Source organism: Corynebacterium sp. HMSC034H07, from assembly GCF_001815175.1.
In the GTDB taxonomy this organism is placed as follows: domain Bacteria; phylum Actinomycetota; class Actinomycetes; order Mycobacteriales; family Mycobacteriaceae; genus Corynebacterium; species Corynebacterium hiratae.
This window is the reverse complement of sequence record NZ_KV819524.1, coordinates 76,036-94,762: the sequence shown is the minus strand read 5'-3', so window position 1 is coordinate 94,762 and position 18,727 is coordinate 76,036. Positions and strand designations below refer to the sequence as shown.

Genomic DNA, 18,727 nt, shown 5'->3' with positions numbered 1-18,727 from the left:
GTGGCATCCTATTCATCCCAACACAAAAGGAAGACCATGCAGGAACTTCAGTACCACATTGAGCAGTCCCGCCACCTGGGCCAGCAGGTCCCGGGTCCGAAGAGCGCCGCCCTGGATGAGCGTCGCAAGAATGCCCTTCCCGCGGGCATGGCGCCCTCGCTTCCGGGCTACGTGGTGGACGCGGATGGCGGCATTCTTGCCGATGCTGACGGCAACCGCTTCATCGACCTTGCCTCCGGCATCGCCGTGACTTCTGCCGGCGCTTCTAACCCGGCCGTCGTGGCCGCGGTGCAGGAAGCTGTTGCACACTTCACCCACACCTCCTTCACCATTTCCCCGTACGAGTCCTACGTGGCCGTGGCAGAAAAACTCAACGAGGTCACCCCGGGTGATCACCCGAAAAAGACCGCGCTGTTCAACTCCGGCGCAGAGGCCGTTGAGAACGCCGTGAAGATTGCCCGTAACTACACCGGCAAGCGCGGCGTTGTCGTCATGGACCGCGCCTTCCATGGACGCACCAACCTGACCATGGCGATGACCGCCAAGCAGTCGCCCTACAAGAATGGCTTCGGTCCCTTCGCGCCGGAGATCTACCGCGCCCCGATGTCCTACCCGCTGCGTGACGGCCTGAGCGGCGCCGAGGCTGCCAAGAAGACCATCACCATGATTGAGCAGGAAGTCGGCGCAGCCAACCTGGCCTGCGTTGTCGCTGAGCCGATCCAGGGCGAGGGCGGTTTCGTCGTCCCTGCCGAGGGCTACCTCACAGCAATCCAGAAGTGGTGCAACGACAACGACGTGGTCTTCATCGTCGACGAGATCCAGGCAGGCATGATGCGCACCGGTACTTGGTTCGCCTCCGATCATGAGGGCATCGTTCCGGACATGGTGACCATCGCGAAGGGCATTGCCTCCGGCATGCCGCTGTCAGCGGTGACCGGCCGTGCGGAGATCATGGATGCTCCGCAGCCGGGCGGCCTGGGCGGTACCTACACGGGTAACCCGGTGGCTTGTGCTGCTGCGCTGGCAACCTTCAAGGAGTTCGAGGAGAAGGACTTCGGTGCACGTGCCCAGAACCTGGAGAAGATTGCCCGTGAGGAGCTGGAACCCATCCTGGGCGATGAGCGCGTAGCAGAGTTCCGCGGCCGCGGCGCCATGCTTGCCCTCGAATTCGTCACCGCTGAGGGCGAGCCGGATTCCGAGCTGGTGCACAAGATTGCCGACGCCGCCAAGGCCGAGGGCGTGCTCATCCTCACCTGCGGCCTCGACCACAACGTCATCCGCTTCCTGCCTTCCCTGGCTATCCCGGAGGACCTGTGGCGTGAGGCGCTGCAGGTCGTCGTCAAGCAGTTCAACGAGTACAAGTAGTTCACTCTTTCGCTCACCCGGTTCTTTCCGGGTGAGCTCCTGTTTTATTAGTCCTTAGTTATCGGAGAAGTCTTTGTCCAACAACATTTCTGTGCCGCAGAAGGATGAGTCCACGGCGGAGTTCAAACCCGCGCTGTCCTTCGTGCAGGGCATCGCCCTCATCTTCGGCACCAACATCGGTGCTGGTGTCCTCTCTATTCCTTATGCTGCCCGCAACGGAGGGTTCCTCGCACTCGTTATCGCTTTGCTGATAGCAGGCACCCTCACGACCATTTCCATGCTGTACGTGGCGGAGACAGCCATGCGCACCAAGGCGCCGCTGCAGGTTTCCGGATTGGCGGAGCATTACCTGGGGCAGTGGGGCCGCTGGTTGGTTTTCGTGGCCATCATCGTCAACGGCATCGGTGCGCTGATTGCCTATGCTGCTGGTTCGGGTGACTTGATCAACAACATCTTCGGGTTGCCGCCGCTTCTGGGCACGTTAATCTTCTTTGGGTTTGGCTCATGGGTGATGTACCGCGGTCTGCACACCACTGGTGCCACTGAGGGGGCCATCACTGCCGGTATGGCGATCATTATCGCGGTGCTGTGTGGATGGACAATCCTGGGACCGGGTATCAAGGCTGAGAACCTGCTGGTTCTTCATCCCTTCTTCATTGTCCCGATTCTGAACCTCGCGGTGTTCTCCTTCCTGGCACAGTACGTGGTTCCGGAACTGGTGCAGGGCATGGACCCAGCCAAGCCACAGCAGACCGCGCGGGCAATTGTGCTCGGCATGGTGGTGACGGGCTTTACCTTGGCGTTGGTTCCTTTTGCCGCCCTTGGTCTGCTTGGCATGGAGGTCACCGAGGTGGTGACCATTGCCTGGGGTGAGGCACTGGGTCCGGTGGCCTACTACTTGGCCAATATCTTTGCGCTGGCGGCCATGCTGACGTCGTTCTTGGCGATTGGTTTTACCACCATGCGCAACGTCCTCGACATCTTCCACTGGGAAGGCGTGAAGGGACAGCGCATCGTGGCAGTGGCGCTGACGGTTGTTCCGCCATTGGTGATTTCCATTGCTGGCCTCGGCGGTTTCGTTGCGGCATTGTCCTATGCCGGTGGCTTCGCAGGCGCCATCATGTCCGTCATCCCGGTGATGCTGCTGCACGCCTCCCGTAAGAAGGGCGACCGCGACCCGGGCTGGAACGTGGGCGGACTCGCTCACCCGGTAATCCAAGGAACCATCATCGTGGTTTATGTCTTGGCCTTCATCTACTCGATCATTTCCATCCTCGGGTTGGTGCCGGCAGGCTGGGCTTAGAGCCAGCTTTAGATGCGGCACTTTTAGACGCGACGAACTCGCCTAGTTGCCAAAGTTCGGGCCAGATCTTGAGTCAGGAGCGAGGGTTTTGGCAGAACGGGCAGTTTCGGCCCGGACCTGGTTCCAGATCGCGCCGAAAACACGAAAAGGCTGGGCTGCTCCCCGTATCAAGGAGCGGCCCAGCCTTTCGGCGTGCGGCCTAGGTTTGCAACCTGGGTTATGGCCTAGAAGATGCCGTGCTTATGAAGCGCCTCGTCATCGGAGGGGACCTCAGAAATGGCATCCCACATTTCGACGAGCTTGCCGTCCTCGACGCGCCACAGCTCGCAATAGGAATGGCGCGCACCAGCGATGCTGCCTTCGGAATGGGTCAGAACGAACTGTCCTTGTGCAACTGTGCGGTGGATGCGCTCATACTCCAGACCTTCGCCATCTTCCTGCAGCTTGGTGAGGAAATCGACGCAGTTTTGGGCGCCGTCGGCGATATCAGGGGAATGCTGGGCAAATTGATCATCGCGGGTGTTGTCGATGAAACCGGAGTAGTCACCGCCGATGAGAGAGCGGGTGAAGAACTCGATGACGAACTCTCGGTTCTGCTCGGTGAGGCTCTCATCACCGATCTCGGTAGCGCCATCGAGCTGCGTGCGGCCGCTTGCGTTCGGTTCCGCAAGGGGAACGAGGTTGTCCCAGTGCTCGACAATCTTGTCGCCCTCGACGCGGTAGATATCGAAACCAACGAACGGCTCATCCTCGATGCCGTCGAAGCGACCATGTAAAGCGACGAGGCCGTTGGCTTCGTCGGCAATCACCCGGGCGTTGGTGTACTTCAGACCCTCGCCCAGATCCGTGACAAACTTCTTGAGGCCTTCTGCATCATTAGCGATGAGGGGAGAGTGCTCCACGAAGTTGTCGGCGAAGTGCTTGTCCAGGACGGAGGTATCGTGGCCGTCGAAAAGCGCGGTGTGGACCTCGAGAACGAAGTTTCCTAGTGACGTCATGGGATCTCCTTAGTTGGCCACGAAGTAGGTGCGCTTGTTGACGAACTCATCCATGCCATAGGGGCCGAGCTCGCGGCCGTAACCGGAGTTCTTCACGCCACCGAAGGGGACTTCGGCGCCCTCCGCCGCGTAGGTGTTGACGTTGGACATGCCGACCTCCAGGCGCTGGGCAATCTTCTCGGCGCGCTCGACGTCCTTGGAGAAGACGCAACCGCCCAGGCCGTACTGGGTGTCGTTGGCCAGCTCCAGCGCCTCTTCGTCGCTGCTGACCTTGAACACGGTGGCCACCGGGCCGAAGAGCTCTTCGTAGTAGACATCAGAGCCAACCGGAACATCGGTCAGCACGGCGGGGCTGAAGTAGGAAGACTTCTCATCGACGAGCTCGCCGCCGACGTGCAGAGTGGCGCCGGCCGCCACGGTGCGGTCGATCTGATCCTTGAGGTTTTCTGCCGCGCTGCGCGAAGACAACGGGGTGTAGACAGTTTCGGAAGCCTCCTGCGGGGTACCCGGCTTCATGGCCTTCGCGAGCTCGACCAGCTCAGCGACGAACTCGTCGTAGATATCCTCCATCACGATCAGGCGCTTGTTGGAGTTGCACGCCTGGCCGGTGTTGTACATGCGGGTCTCCCACGCATCCTTGGCTGCCTGCTTGACGTCATCGGTGTCAAGGATGACATAAGGATCGGATCCACCGAGCTCCAGTACTGCCTTCTTGAGGTTCTTCGCAGCCAGGGAGCCTACCGCAGCACCAGCGCGCTCGGAGCCGGTGAGGGACACGCCTCGCAGCTCCTTGTGCTCGATGATCTTCTCTGCCTGCTCATGGGTTGCGAAGACGTTGGTGTAGACGCCCTTGGGAACACCGGCGTCATCCATGATCTTCTGGATGGCAAGCGCGGAGCGCGGGCAGATGGTGGCGTGCTTCAAGACGATGGTGTTGCCCAGCATCAGGTTCGGGGCAGCGAAGCGCGCGACCTGGTAGTAAGGGAAGTTCCACGGCATGATGCCCAGCAGAGCGCCGATGGGGAGGCGCTGGATGTATCCCTTGCCGTCCATCTCGACCGGGATTTCCTCGTCGGCAGCAAACTTGGGGCCATTGTCGGCGTAGTAAGCAAAGATGGCACCGCTGAATTCGGCTTCCTCGAGGCCCTCGGAGATCGGCTTGCCCATTTCGGTAGCGATGATCTCTGCGAGCTCATCCTTGCGCTCTTCGAAGAGCTCGGCAACGCGCGTGACTACCTTGGCGCGCTCCTCGATCGGGGTCTCGCGCCAGCTGAGGAATGCCTCGTGCGCGGAGTCGACAGCGGCCAGGACCTCCTGGTCAGTAGCGTGATCAAAAGTCTCGAGAACCTCACCGGTAGCGGGGTTTTCTACGCGAAATCCGGACATTGCTTCATCCTCCAATGATTGAAGTGTGTATGGTTGCGTCCCATTATGGGGTTGTATGTGACTTATTGCAAGGTCCTTGCGTTTTATGTCATTTGTCTCAGTATGGGCTTATGGGGCACTTGGGCTGAGGGGGTGAAAGGAGGAGGCCACCTAGCCCCGCCAAGGTTGAATCCCCGCGCGGCGCCAGGCTTCCAAGAACTGGGTGGTTTCTGCTTCATCGGTGATGGACACGCGCACACCCTCATCGAGGTAGCGGCGGATGACCACGCCTTCATCGAGCATTTTCGTCTCCACCTCTTCGGCATCTGGGCGCGGCAGCCAGACGAAATTGCCATAGGACTTCTCGGCTCCCAGTTCTGCGCAGACGCGGTCGCGTTGTGCTTTGGTGATCTCGACGGCGTCGTCAAGCTCGTCGTGGCGCTTGAGCACCTCCACGGCGGCAGTTTCTGCCATGGCGGTCACCGTCAGCGGTAGGGAGAGCAGCCGCAGCGCGTTGATGATCTCTTCGCCTGCCACCGCGTAGCCCACGCGCATGCCGGCCAAACCCCAGGCCTTGGAGAAGGTGCGCACGCCCAGCAGGTTGGGGTAGCGCTGGTATTCCTCCACCGAATCCGGGGTATCGGGTGCGTCGTTGTATTCCCAGTAAGCCTCATCCAACAGCACGACGACGTCCTTGGGTACCTGGTCCATGAAGGCGCGGAATTCACCGCGCGTGATGACGGTGCCCGTCGGGTTATTGGGGTTGCACAGGATGATGAGCTTGGTCTTCTCCGTCAGAGCGGCGAGGACTGCCTCCAAGTCGACGCGGTAATCCTCCGTGAGAGGGACCAGGATCGGTTCCGCGCCGGCCATACGCACGTAGAGGGGGTAGGCCTCGAAGCTGCGCCAGGGCACGATGACCTCATCGCCGGTCTGACAAGAAGCCAAGATGGTGGCCTGCAGGATGGGCGTGGAACCCGCGGAGACGAAGATATTATCTGCTGGGACTCCTAGGTAATTGCACAAGGCATTGGTGAGTTCCAGGCTGCCGGGCTGCTGGTAGCGGTTGGTGGTGCGGGCGGCGTCGGCAACCGCGGCAATGATGTCCTCGGCAGGCGGGAAGGGGACCTCATTGGAGGAGAGTTTCAAGGCATTGGGGAAATCCTTGCCTACCTTGTACTCGGGGAAGCTTGAGAGATCACTACGAAGCATAATCACGTCCTTTCTAAATCATGTCCCAGATGGTCACGGCCATAATCAGCAGGCCCATGCCGAAGACGAAGTAGTTCCACGGGTCATTGCGGAAGTTCTTGTACACGTCCAACTTCTTGAACATGTACACCGGAACCAGGTAAACGATGAACGCCACGAAGACACCGGAGACAACCGAAATCATGGAAATGATGGAGGGGTTGAAGATCGCCACGAGCGTGGTGCACACGAAGGCGATGAGATAAATGATGTTGAGCAGCGTGCGGTGCGAGACCTTCTCCGCCAGCTTCGGCGCGGCGTTCTTCAGCAGGTACTCCGTGCCTTCTTCTGTACCGAGCATGTGGCCGAAGTAGGAGGAGACGATGGCGCAGATGACCACGATGGGGGCCATGTAAGCCATGAACGGAGTGCCAGTGACGTTGGCGAAGTAGGAGAGCACCGGGATGTTGTGCTCGAGGGCCTCATTCATGCCGTCGGCGCCGAGTGCGAGGACGCAGGACCATACAAAGAACATGGTGAAGACGACGAGCAGGATAGCGGTGTAGAACTCCGTGCGGGAAACGCGCTTTTCGGTCTTCTCGCCGTATTGCGGCTGCATGTCGATGGCGAACTGCGACAGCGCCGCCATGTGGGAGAAGGAGAAGACCAGCACCGGCAGGATGAGGAAGATGCCCTTGATGATGCCGCCGTAGCCATTCGAGCCGTCATCGAAATGGATGAAGCTCTGGAGGTCCCAGCGCGGGATGAGGTAGATGGAGGTGACGGCCAGGGCGATAATCAGCGGGTAGACCAGCACCTGTGCCAGCCAGATCATCGGCTTGCGGCCGATGGCGAAGGCACCGGTCATCACGCCCACGCAGAGCATGGCCAGCAGCCACCGGTCGAGCGACGGCCCACCCAGCTGGTTGACAATGAAGCTATCCACCGCGTTGGTGATGGAGACACCGTAGATGAGGACGGTGGAAAAGACCGTGATCCAGTACAGCACCGCGAAGACGATTCCTTGGCCTTTGCCCAGATACTGGGAGACCAACTCGAGGATGTCCTTGCCGTGGTCCTTTGTGGGCGCGCCCGCAACAATCCGCGCGTAGGTGCGGTGCGAAAAGTACACCAACGGGAAGATGAAAACCGTGGCAAAGACCAGCGGCCAGAACCCGAAACCGCCGGCATTCAGCGGCAAGAAAAGGATGCCAGCACCCACGGCGGTGCCGAAGAGCGTAATGATCCACGATGCAGTGGAGGCAGCGGGGCGCTGCTTGGCGACGACCCCATCGCCCACAATGTGCTCGCCCTCCTTCAGCTGGCTAGCGGGTACGGCATTCGAAGTTGGAGGAGTATGTGTCGTGCTCATGGTGAGCCTCCTTTAGCTGGTGGACGTTTCGCTGGTGTGCACAACAGCGGAGGGTGGGATAGGCAGGGAATGGGCCTGGTCGGTGATGACGTTGAGGAGCGCTGGTACGCCGTCCTCGGCGATGGCGCGCAGAGCGCGGGCCACGGCCTCCGGTACCTGAGCGTCATCAGTGATGAGCTCGCCGTGGGCGCCGAAGCCGCGGGCAACCGCCGCGAAATCCGGGTTGACAAGCTGCGTGCCGGAAACGCGGTCGGGGAAGTGCTTCTTCTGGTGATCGCGGATGGTTCCGAACTCGCCATTGGACATGACGATGATGAGAAAAGGCGCGCCGTATTGCAGCGCGGTGGCCAGTTCTTGGCCGTTCATGAGGTATTCGCCGTCCCCGGCAACGGTCACGACGGTGCGCTCCGGGAACTGCAGTTTGGTGGCCACTGCGGCCGGGATGGAATAGCCCATCGAGCCGTTGCGCACGCTGAACTGCGAGGGATAGACCTGCGAGCGCAGGAACTGCTGGGCCCAGATGCAGTGGTTGCCGGCGCCGAAGGTGTAGATGGAATCCGTCGGCAGTTGCTCGTGCAGCGCGGCGAAGACGGCCTCCATGTGGGCCGTGCCCTCCTTGCCCGGGCGGTAGTCCGCGGGCTCGGGGAGGGCGGCGAAGTCGAGGTGGTTCGCGTGCGCGGTATCAAACCACTCGCCGCGCTTGTCCTTGCCCTCGACGCTCAGGCGGTCCAGGGTGTGAGCGAAGGCCACGGGGCTCGCCACGATGTGTTCTACCAGCGCCACCGAGTGGCCGCGCAGGCTGGTATCGGGGTTGATGGCGATGTTGCGTGCCTGCGGTGATTGGCGCAAGGTGTAACCGTCGGTAGGAACATCACCGAGAACGGCACCGATTTCGATGACGAGGGAGGCAGCTTCCAAAAGTTGCGCCGCGCGTGGGTCGCGCCCATAGCCGAGCCAGCCGGCGTTGGCGGGGGAGTCGAAAGGCACGCGGTCAGCGGCGCGGAAGTCTTGAATGATCGGGATGCGGTGCTCTTCGGCGAAGCGAGTGATTTTCTCCGCGGCCTCCGGGGTCCAGCGCGGGCCGCCGGCGAAAATGAGTGGCCGCTCTGCGCGGCTCAGCTCGCGGGAGAGGAGGTCCAGGTGCTCGTCGGAAAGCGCGCCTTCCGACACCGGGATGGGTGGGTGGATGCTGCCGGTGAACTCCTGGTGGAGAATATCCTCCGGCAGGCCCACGATGACGGGGCCGGGGCGGCCCTGCTGGGCTTGGAAGAAGGCTTCGGCCACGACGCGGGAGGCGCGCGACGGATCGTCGAGGACAAAGACCTGCTTGGCCTGGGTGCCGAACCACGCCTTGGGGTCGAATTCTTGGAAGGACTCGCGGTCGCGGTCCGAGGTGGGGATGAGGCCCACGAAGAGGACGAGTGGTGTGGCATCCTGCCAGGCGGTGTGGATGCCCACGTAGGCGTTGGCTGCGCCGGGGCCGCGCGTCACCATGGCGACGCCGGGCTGTCCGGTGGCTTTGCCGTGGGCTTCGGCCATGTAGGTGGCACCGCCTTCGTGGCGGGTGACGATGGCCTTCACGGGGGAATCGTAGAGGCCGTCGAGCACGGGCAGGAAGCTTTCACCGGGCACAAGGAATGCGCGGGTGACGTTGTGCGCGGCGAGGGATTCGGCAATGGCGGCGCCGACGTGTGACATGGAAACCTCCCTGGAGTTGTTGTGGTAGCGGTCTCATTATTCTTTGCTGATGTCATGTTGTCTAATGCCTAGAAAGTTGGAAACCCATGCCCCAAAGGCATGCTTAGTGGTAGAAGTAGGGGAATGGACATGGTGAAGGCCAAATATTTCCTTGCGGTCGCCGAAGCCGGCACGGTGACTGCCGCAGCGGAGCGCCTTGGAATAACCCAGCCGGCGCTGAGTCGGCAGCTGCGGCGCTTTGAAAAGGAGCTGGACCTGGAGCTTTTTGTTCGGGCCGGTTCCGCACTGGCGCTCAGCGACGCGGCACACGCCCTCATTCCGACGTGCCGCCGCCTCCTCGCCGAATCCGCGCGCGCCGGGCAGGCGGTGGAGGCACTCCGCGCGGGCAGTATCCCGGCGCTGCGCGTGGCTGCTACGCCGACGACGATTTCGACGCTTCTCGCTCCCTTTATTGAGGCCGCTGGTTCGACTATCCCTCTGCTCACAACGACCCCGGTTACACACTACGACGTCTTCGACGCGCTGGAAGGTTCCGCCGACGTGGTGATTGCTACCATCCCGCCGGGCAATGACGTGGCCTCATTGGCGTTGGGCACGATTCCGGTGCGCGCCTGGGTGCTGCCGACGCACCCATTGGCGCTGGAGTGCGCGGGTTCGACCAGCGTGGAGGTTAAACGGTTATTGCAAGAAAAGGTGGCTCTGCCTTCGCGGCGCAGCGTGTCCCGCGGGGTGGTGGATTCTTTCGTGGGTACGGCTGGCTGTGCGTTGGGCTCGCACGTCGAGTGCGATGACACCGCAACTTTGAGTGCTTTGGCCCGCTCGGGCCGAGCCGTGGCTCTGATGACGGAGCTGCAGCCGCCGCGGCTGGTGGGCTTCGACGTGGTCGATGGTGAGCGCGCTCTGGGCGGTGTGCCGCTGGTGGCGGCGTGGTCCCCGGGGCACTTCGCGGGGCAGGAAATTGCGCAGATTGCTGAGCGCTTCCGTAGTTTTATTGCGGGGTCGCTTCGCTGAGATGGTTTTCTTAGTGCTGGGCGCTTCGTTTCGCAGTGGATAACTGCCCCAGTTGCCAAACTTCTGGGCAGATCCTGAATCAGAAGCGATAACTTTGGCAGCAATGGCAGTTGCTCAGCACTCAGTGGTGAACCGTGTTACCTTGGAGCTTAACGGGGGAAATGACATGAAACACGGCATTGTGCGCGATCTGTCTAAAGGTGCGCTTGCAACTCGCGTGCGCCGAGGAGAGGTAACGCGACTGGCCAAGGGGCTCTATGTCTGGGGCAGGCCCGAGCCATTAGAACTATTGAAGCTGTTACAGGAGCACCGGCCATTCCTTAAGGCGACAGGAACAACGGCTGCGCAGGTGCTCCTTGGCGAGCCTGTCACTTTTCCGCTGAGGCTAGCCAGCGTGGAGAGAATGCCGGCATCAACTTTTTATGTGCACTCGCGGGTGAGCATCGAAAGTTTTGTTACCTCGTCTGGGATCCGGATTCTTAATCCTCTTGTCGCTATGAAGTCAGTTAGTCCTGAACTGGGGATTCGCGTGTTTGAGTCCATCTATTCCTCGAAGGCAGGACGTGCTCGCTTGGATAGTCACCGCGAAGCGCTCAAAGTTGTCCCCGTTGCCAGTCAGCGCATGCTGGAGCAAGCTGCGTTGTTCACAGATTCTGGTGCGGAGGTCAAGGTGGCAAGAGGCTTGAAAAGGCGCGGGCTCAAGGTCGAGTGCAACGTTGTTATCGGTCACTACACTTGGGACATCGTGCTCCCAGAGCTCAAGGTCGCGGTAGAAATCAACGGGATGAAATTCCATTCCCAGCAAGCGTCATGGTTGCGGGACCATTGGAAGAACAACGAGGGCGCACTGATTGGGTGGTTAACGCTGCGCTACACAGGTCATTGCGTGGCTCATCATCTGGACTATGTCATCGACCAGATAGCCAATGCCAGGAATCCGGACTTTGAGAAGCGCTACTTCAAATTCATTGGTTTCTGGCATGAGGGCGTGCTGCCTCCTAAACCAAAACCATGGGAGTACAACGAGCACTTGGGGTATTTGCCGCCTGTGCCGCCGGAACCGCCAGACTATCCAGAACCGCCCGACTTTCCGGAGCCCCCCCAACTGCCCTAGGTGACGAAGTTATTGCCAGATCTGAACCGGAGGCGAGAACTTTGGCAGGACGGGCAGTGTGAAGCGTGAGCCCGGCAGTTGAACCCGAAAGCGGGTCGCGGGCGCTAGGCAGCAACCAGCCCCTCAACAATGAGCGCTAAGGCCGCGCTGATGGCCACGATAAGAACGATGCGGTTGAGTACCTTGGCGTTGATGAAACGGTTAAGGTAGCCGGCGGCGATGAGGCCCACGATGGCTACCGGCAGGTAGGCCGCGGCGGCGGTGAGCTGTAGGCTAGTGATTTGCCCGCTCAAACCCAAGATTGCCAGCGAGATGGTGCAGCCGATGATGAAGGTGCCCGACAGCGTGCCGCGAATGCGGGCGGGGTCGTAGCCCTTGAGTACCAACGCCATGGGCGGGCCGCCGATGGACGTCGACGTGCCCAGAAACCCGGAAGCAGCGCCCGCGACAGCAATGTTGGCGGTGGTGCGCTTGGGAGACCAGCCGAGGCTGGACAAGGTCATGGCAAAGATGACGGCGCAGCCGATGAAAAGGGAGAGCCCGCGGTGGGAGAGGGAAGCAATCGCCCACGCACCCGCGAGTGAGCCGGGGATGCGCGCGATGGAGGAAATGGCCACAATGTCCCAGGACACCGCCGAGCGTGACTTGAGCATCGTGGTCGTTGAGATGACGAAGGCCAGCAGGAGGATGAGCGCGGGAACAAGCTCCGGCTTAATCAGCGCCAAGATCGGGGTGGCGATGGTGCCTAGGCCGAATCCGATGGTTCCTTGGCAAATTGTGCCCACGAGGATGAGCACGCCGATGAAGATATACAGCCAGCTGAACATTGCTCTACTATCTCATGACGGGGTTTAGGAGCGGACGGTGACCTTCTCGTTGTCTGCGATGTCCTCCAAGCGGTCGGCCGAGCACAGGCCCGCCACAATGACGGCGGAGCCGCCCGCAGCCAGCGGCTCGAGTACTGCGTGCTGGAAGGAAGCGCTGTCCGTCCAACCCTGTGAAAGCACGCGCTCAGCGCCCAACTCGGTGGGGAAAAGCTCCGGAAGCGGAGTGGTGGAACCGTAGAAGTGGTCGCCATAAAAGCGCACCGTGGGGCCGAAGTCGATGGTACCCAGTGGCAGTTCGCCGCCGCTTTCGACAACGCCGCGGCCAAAAGGATCCTGAGTGACCAGAACCGTGTCGACCAGTGGGGCCGATGCAGAGCCGGAGCCCGCGTCCGCCGCAGCCTTGAGGTAGGCCTCCGGAGAGGTGAAAACCACGGCGATATCGTCGGCGTGCGGCTGCGAGGCAGCCGCACCGTCGGTTATGTCGAAGGGGATGCCCGCGGCTAGTGCCCCAAGCGCAATGACCGCTGCCTGCCAGGACACTGGAAGGTCGATGAGGATTCGGGAATCGGTTCCGGGCTCGAGGTCGAGCTCTTCCAGCAGCATGTTGGCGATCTTGGAGGTCCAGTTCTCCAGCGTTTGCGCCGAGAAGTCCATGCGCGTGCCGTCAGTTTCGTTATAAACACTGAGCCGGGGAGCAGAGGCATCGGCGGACAGGAGATGCTGTAGGAGTTCCATGTCCGCCCATCGTAGGTGGCAGGCACTCGCCCCGCCACGACGCTCTTAATTCACGCAGCGCGGGCCATCGCCGCCCGCGTCGATCTCAGGCGAAACCTCCGCGGTACCAAAGTCATCGCCCGGGGTACCCACCTGCTGGGTGTCGCCGCCCTGGTTGGTCTCCGCGGTAGCCTCCTCTTCTTGTGCGGAGTCATCCTTCGGGCCGGAGTAGTCATCGGTAGCCACCACGATGAAGGTATCCGGCTCGAGCTCTTCGTTAGCCGTGACTGGCAGGCCGCCGAGCTGCTCAGCCAAGGCGTGGGCGCGCTCGTCGTTGGCATCGGCGGCAACAATCTGCGATTCGGTATACAGGCCCGACTGTGCGTTGGCCGTGCGCTCCACGGTGTAGCCCACGTTCTTCAACCACGCGCCGATTCCGCCGGCCATTCCGTCGACGGTGCCGGCGTTGAGGACGTGCAGGTTGAGGTTCTCAGCGACGGGCTTTTCGCCGTCTTCACCTTCCTGGTCGGCTGGGGCATCCTCAGACTTCTTTTCTTCCTCAGCCTTCTCCTGGGACTTGGCCAAATCATCCATGAAGCGGTGTACCTCCGCGGTATCGATGGTCACCACCGATTCGCCGTAGTCACCAACGCCGGTAATGGAGGTCACCGGGATCGTTGTAAACGTCACGTTGCCGCCAGCTAGCCCGGCCAGCTGGGTGACAAAGCCCATGATGTCCCAACCGTCGTCGATGACTACGGAGCGCTCAACGGCATCAGCAATCTTGTTGAGCTTGCCCGGAGAGGTCAACGTGCCCGAATCCAGCACCTTCGACGTCAGCGATGCCATGTAGGCCTGCTGGCGCACGATGCGGTCAAGGTCACCGCGCGGTAGCTCATAGCGCTGGCGCACGAAGGACAGGCCCTCGGAGCCCTGCAAGGTTTGGCGCCCAGCCGGGAATTTAGCGCCCGACATCGGATCATCGACGGCGTCGTTGAGGCAGACGTCGACGCCCCCGACGGCGTCGGTAAGCAGCACGAAGCCCAAGAGACCCACCTCAGCATAGTGGTCGACGTTGACATCGGTGAGCTTGTGCACCATCGAAATGAGACCAGCGCGGCCGGCCTCGGTGCTCTCCTTCTCCATCTCCTTTTCGGTATGGGGCGGCTTCTCACCAGCTGCTTCGGCTTCCGCGTTTTCCTGCTGCAGCTGTTCCATCTTGTCTGCTTTGTGCAGCGCAAAGACGGCGTTGATTTTGGTGTTTCCGAAGTCCTCGTCGTGGACATAAGTGTCGCGCGGGATGGATACTGCAGTAGCTCGCGAGCCATCATTCGGGATGCGGATCACCATGATGGTGTCGGTGTTTTCCTCGCCCTCATCCACACCGGCATGCAGGTCCGCCAGCTCCTGTTCGGAGAGGGGATTCCCCTTGGCATCGGTGCGCGAGTCCTTGCCCACGAGCAAGATATCGACCGCGCCATCGATGCCGTTGTCCTTAAAACCGCCCTGATTGCCGAGTGCCAGATTGGAGGCGGAGGAGATGTCATTTCCTAGCTTGCCCACGGTGAAGTAACCCACGCCGGAGAGCACGAGGACCACTGCGGATAGGAAGGCGACGACGGCCTTGAGTGGCGTCGATCCTCGTTGGGCGGTGGGCGCGGACTGCGAGGGCGCGGCCTGGATGTGGCGGGCGGCGCGCGGGGAATTCGGGGAAGTCACGGGACTAGTTTAAGTGAGCTCGCTGCAAAACCGTGAAGCAGTGTCGCGGGCGCGTGCGCACGCCGGCGTTGGGTACTCTCAAGAGCATCGTGAAGAATTTACAGAAACCCCTGGCCGTGGTCACGGTGACCTTTTCGCCTGGCCGCTACCTCAGCGACTTCTTGGAGTCGCTGCGCTTGGCGACGTCCCTTCCTACCCTCACCGTCCTCGCCGACAATGGCTCAACCGATGGGGTGCCGGAAGCCGCCGCGCGGGAGCATGATGACGTGGAATTCCTCGATACTGGAGGAAACATCGGCTACGGCGCTGGAATGAATGCGGGCGCACGCTTCGCCCGTGCGCACGGCGTCGATGACGAGTTCTTCCTCATTGCCAACCCGGATGTGACGTTTAGCGAAGGTTCTTTGGACGAGCTGATTGCGTGCGCGCGCCGCCACCCGGATGCCGCGGCGGTGGGCCCGCGCATCGTGGAGCCGGATGGCAGCAACTACCCCTCGGCGCGCGCCGTACCGACGCTGCTCACGGGTATCGGCCACGCGCTGTTCGGAACTATTTGGCCGTCCAATCCGTGGTCGCGCGCCTATCGCGATGACGCCGATATGGACAGCGAGCGCCCGGCAGGTTGGCTGTCTGGTTCCTGCCTTCTGGTGCGGTGGGAGGCCTTTGAACAGATTGGTGGCTTTGATGAGCGCTACTTCATGTATTTGGAGGACGTGGACTTAGGAGACCGCTTCACTCGCGCCGGCTGGCGCAACATCCTGTGCCCGACGGCGGTGATTACCCACGCTAAGGGTCACTCGACGAAAGCGCATCGCGGCGCGATGCTGCGCGCCCACCACGATTCGGCTTACCGCTTCCAGGCGGATAGGCACCCGCACTGGTACCAGGCGCCGCTGCGCGCAGCCTTGTGGTTGGGGCTGCGGGTGCGCGGGCTGATTTTAAGCGCGTGCCGCGACGGCTCCTGAGTCAGGCGCGCCTATACACTAACGGTGACTTATCTGAAAGAGATTAAGGAACGATATGACTGAATCAGCGCCCCAGTGGGGATCGACGGCCGATGCCGTCATTCTGGTGGGAGGTCGCGGCACCCGCCTGCGCCCGCTGACGATTGGCACGCCGAAGCCGATGTTGCCCACGGCCAACTACCCATTCCTCCAGCACCTGCTCGCCCGTATCAAGGAAGCCGGGATTGAGCACGTGGTGCTCTCCACTTCTTATAAGGCGGAGGTCTTTGAGGAGTACTTCGGGGATGGCTCCGAACTGGGCCTGGAAATTGAGTACGTGGTGGAGGAGACCGCGCTGGGTACCGGCGGCGGTATCCGAAACGTCTATGACAAGCTGCGCCAGGACACGGTCATGGTGTTCAACGGCGACGTTTTGTCCGGCATGGATCTCAACGGCATCCTCGCTACGCATCATTCCAAGGACGCCGACGTGACGATGCACCTGCTCAACGTTGCTGATCCCCGTGCCTTTGGCTGCGTTCCTACCGATTCCGAGGGCCGAGTAACGGCCTTCTTGGAAAAGACCGAGGATCCGCCGACGAACCAGATCAACGCCGGTTGCTACGTGTTCAAGAAGGACATCATCGAGACGATTCCGGCTGGCCGCGTCGTCTCCGTGGAGCGCGAGACCTTCCCGCAGCTGCTGGAGTCCGGCCGCCTGGTGGTAGGCCACGTGGATAACTCCTACTGGCGCGATATGGGCCGCCCGGATGATTTCGTCCGCGGCTCCTCCGACTTGGTGCGCGGTATCGCGCATTCGCCGCTGCTGGTGGGGCGCACGGGTGAGTCTGTCGTGGATGAGTCCGCGGGTATCGCCGGTGGCGTCCTGCTGCTGTCCGGCACGGCCGTGGGCCGCGGTTCCGTGATTGGGGCGGGCTGCCGCTTGGACGGCACGGTGGTCTTCGATGGCGTCACTATCGAGCCGGGCGCCATCATTAACAACTCCATCATTGCCTCGGGCGCGCACATTGGTGCCAACGCGCACATCGACAACTGCGTCATCGGCGAAGGCGCCACCATCGGCGCGCGTTGCGAGCTGCAGGGCGGCATGCGCGTCTTCCCAGGTGTCAGCATTCCGGACGCCGGCGTGCGTTTTAGCTCGGATGCCTAAACACCTCAGCTAGCTGGGGCAAAGCCAGGGGATAGGCACAGGTCTTGGCGCTGGGAAGTTATCTTCCCGGCGCCTCTTTTCATGCCGTGACGCATGGTTTTTATGGTGCGAATGAGATCCATGTGTTTTGCCCGACTGGGTGGCGACACGCCGAAGAAACCTTGGAATTGTTCACAGGGTCGGGGGTGGCCACTACATGTAGTACCCCCGATGATCACCCCTTAACTAGGAGATCTGTGACTGATGTGAAAGTTGGGGATGCTGTACAGCGTTTTCGCTGGAGCCCAACAAAAATCTTCCGCGACAGGTTGACGATATTTAGTGATCCGGTGTGAAATGACATCAGTGTAATCAACGGCACGGCGGGCGCGGCACCGAGAAATTGTTTCGGTGTAGGGTCGGTGCCACTGAATCAAGAGAGAAACGACCTCGGAGAAAGGAAGCGGCGTGGACAATACAACGAATAACAGCGCTATTCTCCGTGGCGGTGCTGCTGCAGAGATGTCGCTCGATGAACTCTTTGGTGCCGTCGAGCAGGAGTGGCAAGACCAGGCGCTGTGCGCCCAGACGGACCCGGAAGCTTTCTTCCCAGAAAAGGGAGGATCGACGCGCGAGGCTAAGCGCATTTGCCAGGCCTGTGCAGTGCGGGATGAATGCCTCGAATATGCCTTGGAGCACGATGAGCGCTTTGGAATTTGGGGCGGCTTGTCAGACCGTGAGCGCCGCCGATTAAAGCGTGAGATCGGTTAAGCGCAGCGGATCTAGTAGTGCAGCGTCATCGCTCCCCCTTATCGTTTGGGCCCTCAGCCCCAGCGGTGAGGGGGAGCGATGGGTTTTCAGGAGTGGTTTACCAGGTAAAGCGCGGATCGATGTCTCCGGGATCGACGTTCAGGTAATTGGCTACTAGTGCGGTAAGCACGGTCGATAGCAGTTCCTCGCGCTCCTGTGCCGACTGCACGCGCTCCTCAATGGGCATGCGGAAAATGACCAGGCGGGCGCGCGTAGGCTGACCGGCGGAATCCACGCCCGCAGGCACGATGCGCCCTAGTGGAACGGGGCCGTCGGCGATGATCTCATCCGGCATGACCGTCATGTCTACCGACAGGCGCATCCGGGGCACGGTATCAACGGCAAGGTCGAGACCGGTGAGCTGTTCAGCAAAGGCGTTATGGATGGGGGCATAGGCCTCGAGCACCGCCATATCGAAGCGCTCGGCGCTGCTGCGATAGCGCGGCGTGTTGTGTGGCAGCAGCGGCCCACGTGCACCGCGGCCGTGGCGGTGGCGGGCCGGGCGGATATGCGGGCGGGGCGTGCTCATGCGGCTTAGTTTAGGCCGGGCTGAAGGAGGGTTGTGGCGAGGCGCGCCGCGTTGGACTATCTAAATCTCAAGTTAGGGTTTAGACTTGGGCGCGTGACTAGCTCTCGCCATTGCTCCCGCCCCGGCTGCGGCCGTCCCGCCGTGGCGACGTTGACCTATGCCTACGCGCAGCAAACCGCCGTCGTGGGCCCACTGTCCGAAGAAACCGATCCCCACGCTTGGGACCTGTGCGAAAAGCACAGCGCCCGCATCACGGCCCCGCAAGGCTGGGAGATGGTGCGTGTTGACCGCATCGAGCTTGATGAGGATGACGACCTCACAGCGCTCGCCGAAGCCGTTCGGGAGGCCGGGCGAGTGACCACTGGCCTGGTGGATGATTCCACGGCCGGCTCCGGTGCCGATCCCATTGACTACTCCGCTACCTTCGACGGCGCCGATCCGCGGAACTCGAATCACCCCGTGTTCCGCACACGCCGCGTCCACGACGCCCGCCAGCGCCGCCGCGCACACCTGACGGTGGTGCCGGACGCCGAGTAGTCGGTCGGAGACTGATTAACCCGTCGGACATTAACTAGCCCGTTAGTTGAGTTTTAGCCCGTCGGACGCGGATTACCGCG

Annotated in this window: 17 protein-coding genes; 8 read left to right on the top strand and 9 right to left on the bottom strand. The window is 61.5% G+C overall.

Annotated elements, in window-relative coordinates; genetic code table 11:
- The first annotated feature begins 36 nt into the window (after positions 1-36).
- Together gabT and HMPREF3009_RS06160 are read left to right on the top strand one after the other, a co-directional pair.
- Positions 37-1,365, top strand: a complete 1,329-nt coding sequence (gene gabT, locus HMPREF3009_RS06165; protein ID WP_070680734.1) for a 4-aminobutyrate--2-oxoglutarate transaminase — start codon at positions 37-39, stop codon at positions 1,363-1,365.
- A 73-nt stretch (positions 1,366-1,438) separates the two neighbouring features.
- Entirely contained in the window at positions 1,439-2,668 is a 1,230-nt protein-coding gene (locus HMPREF3009_RS06160) for an aromatic amino acid transport family protein (protein WP_070680731.1), read from the top strand.
- A gap of 224 nt (positions 2,669-2,892) precedes the next feature.
- On the opposite strand, the gene HMPREF3009_RS06155 is transcribed toward HMPREF3009_RS06160, so the two are convergent.
- The 5 genes from HMPREF3009_RS06155 to HMPREF3009_RS06135 form a co-directional block, all read right to left on the bottom strand.
- Positions 2,893-3,666, bottom strand: coding sequence for a nuclear transport factor 2 family protein (locus HMPREF3009_RS06155; RefSeq protein WP_070517824.1), 774 nt, complete (start codon positions 3,664-3,666; stop codon positions 2,893-2,895).
- A gap of 9 nt (positions 3,667-3,675) precedes the next feature.
- A complete protein-coding gene (locus HMPREF3009_RS06150) occupies positions 3,676-5,052 on the bottom strand; it encodes an NAD-dependent succinate-semialdehyde dehydrogenase (RefSeq protein ID WP_070680728.1) in 1,377 nt (458 codons plus the stop codon).
- Between the two features lie 150 nt (positions 5,053-5,202).
- Positions 5,203-6,243, bottom strand: a complete 1,041-nt coding sequence (locus HMPREF3009_RS06145) for a histidinol-phosphate transaminase (protein ID WP_070545231.1) — start codon at positions 6,241-6,243, stop codon at positions 5,203-5,205.
- A gap of 13 nt (positions 6,244-6,256) precedes the next feature.
- Positions 6,257-7,594 carry an amino acid permease gene (locus tag HMPREF3009_RS06140; RefSeq protein WP_070680726.1) on the bottom strand — a complete coding sequence of 446 codons (1,338 nt, stop codon included), beginning with the start codon at positions 7,592-7,594 and terminating at the stop codon, positions 6,257-6,259.
- 12 nt (positions 7,595-7,606) lie between these two features.
- Positions 7,607-9,292: a thiamine pyrophosphate-dependent enzyme gene (locus tag HMPREF3009_RS06135; protein ID WP_070680723.1), complete on the bottom strand. Its 1,686-nt coding sequence runs from the start codon at positions 9,290-9,292 to the stop codon at positions 7,607-7,609.
- A gap of 129 nt (positions 9,293-9,421) precedes the next feature.
- On the opposite strand from HMPREF3009_RS06135, the gene HMPREF3009_RS06130 reads away from it, so the two are divergent.
- Positions 9,422-10,303, top strand: a complete 882-nt coding sequence (locus HMPREF3009_RS06130; RefSeq protein WP_232760999.1) for a LysR family transcriptional regulator — start codon at positions 9,422-9,424, stop codon at positions 10,301-10,303.
- 166 nt (positions 10,304-10,469) lie between these two features.
- Positions 10,470-11,417 (top strand): endonuclease domain-containing protein, encoded by a 948-nt coding sequence (locus HMPREF3009_RS06125; RefSeq protein ID WP_070680815.1) that lies wholly within the window; start codon positions 10,470-10,472, stop codon positions 11,415-11,417.
- A gap of 104 nt (positions 11,418-11,521) precedes the next feature.
- Here the strand turns inward: HMPREF3009_RS06125 and HMPREF3009_RS06120 are convergent, their stop codons facing one another.
- Genes HMPREF3009_RS06120 through HMPREF3009_RS06110 form a run of 3 tightly spaced genes read right to left on the bottom strand, consistent with a single transcriptional unit; the run spans position 11,522 to position 14,677 of the window.
- Positions 11,522-12,244: a sulfite exporter TauE/SafE family protein gene (locus tag HMPREF3009_RS06120; RefSeq protein WP_070680721.1), complete on the bottom strand. Its 723-nt coding sequence runs from the start codon at positions 12,242-12,244 to the stop codon at positions 11,522-11,524.
- 24 nt (positions 12,245-12,268) lie between these two features.
- Positions 12,269-12,979, bottom strand: a complete 711-nt coding sequence (locus HMPREF3009_RS06115) for a TIGR03089 family protein (protein WP_070680719.1) — start codon at positions 12,977-12,979, stop codon at positions 12,269-12,271.
- A 45-nt stretch (positions 12,980-13,024) separates the two neighbouring features.
- Positions 13,025-14,677 carry an LCP family protein gene (locus HMPREF3009_RS06110; protein WP_232760998.1) on the bottom strand — a complete coding sequence of 551 codons (1,653 nt, stop codon included), beginning with the start codon at positions 14,675-14,677 and terminating at the stop codon, positions 13,025-13,027.
- A gap of 89 nt (positions 14,678-14,766) precedes the next feature.
- Between HMPREF3009_RS06110 and HMPREF3009_RS06105 the strand changes: the two genes are divergently transcribed.
- From HMPREF3009_RS06105 to HMPREF3009_RS06095, 3 genes are all read left to right on the top strand, one after another.
- Positions 14,767-15,642, top strand: a complete 876-nt coding sequence (locus HMPREF3009_RS06105; protein ID WP_369816108.1) for a glycosyltransferase family 2 protein — start codon at positions 14,767-14,769, stop codon at positions 15,640-15,642.
- A 55-nt stretch (positions 15,643-15,697) separates the two neighbouring features.
- Entirely contained in the window at positions 15,698-16,792 is a 1,095-nt protein-coding gene (locus tag HMPREF3009_RS06100; RefSeq protein WP_070680716.1) for a mannose-1-phosphate guanylyltransferase, read from the top strand.
- A gap of 501 nt (positions 16,793-17,293) precedes the next feature.
- The gene (locus HMPREF3009_RS06095) at positions 17,294-17,542 is read left to right on the top strand and encodes a WhiB family transcriptional regulator (protein ID WP_005528147.1); all 249 of its coding nucleotides are present in this window, start codon (positions 17,294-17,296) and stop codon (positions 17,540-17,542) included.
- Between the two features lie 97 nt (positions 17,543-17,639).
- Here the strand turns inward: HMPREF3009_RS06095 and HMPREF3009_RS06090 are convergent, their stop codons facing one another.
- Positions 17,640-18,110: a metallopeptidase family protein gene (locus tag HMPREF3009_RS06090; RefSeq protein WP_070512251.1), complete on the bottom strand. Its 471-nt coding sequence runs from the start codon at positions 18,108-18,110 to the stop codon at positions 17,640-17,642.
- A gap of 93 nt (positions 18,111-18,203) precedes the next feature.
- On the opposite strand from HMPREF3009_RS06090, the gene HMPREF3009_RS06085 reads away from it, so the two are divergent.
- Positions 18,204-18,647 (top strand): DUF3499 domain-containing protein, encoded by a 444-nt coding sequence (locus HMPREF3009_RS06085; RefSeq protein WP_080975101.1) that lies wholly within the window; start codon positions 18,204-18,206, stop codon positions 18,645-18,647.
- The last annotated feature ends 80 nt before the right edge of the window (positions 18,648-18,727 follow it).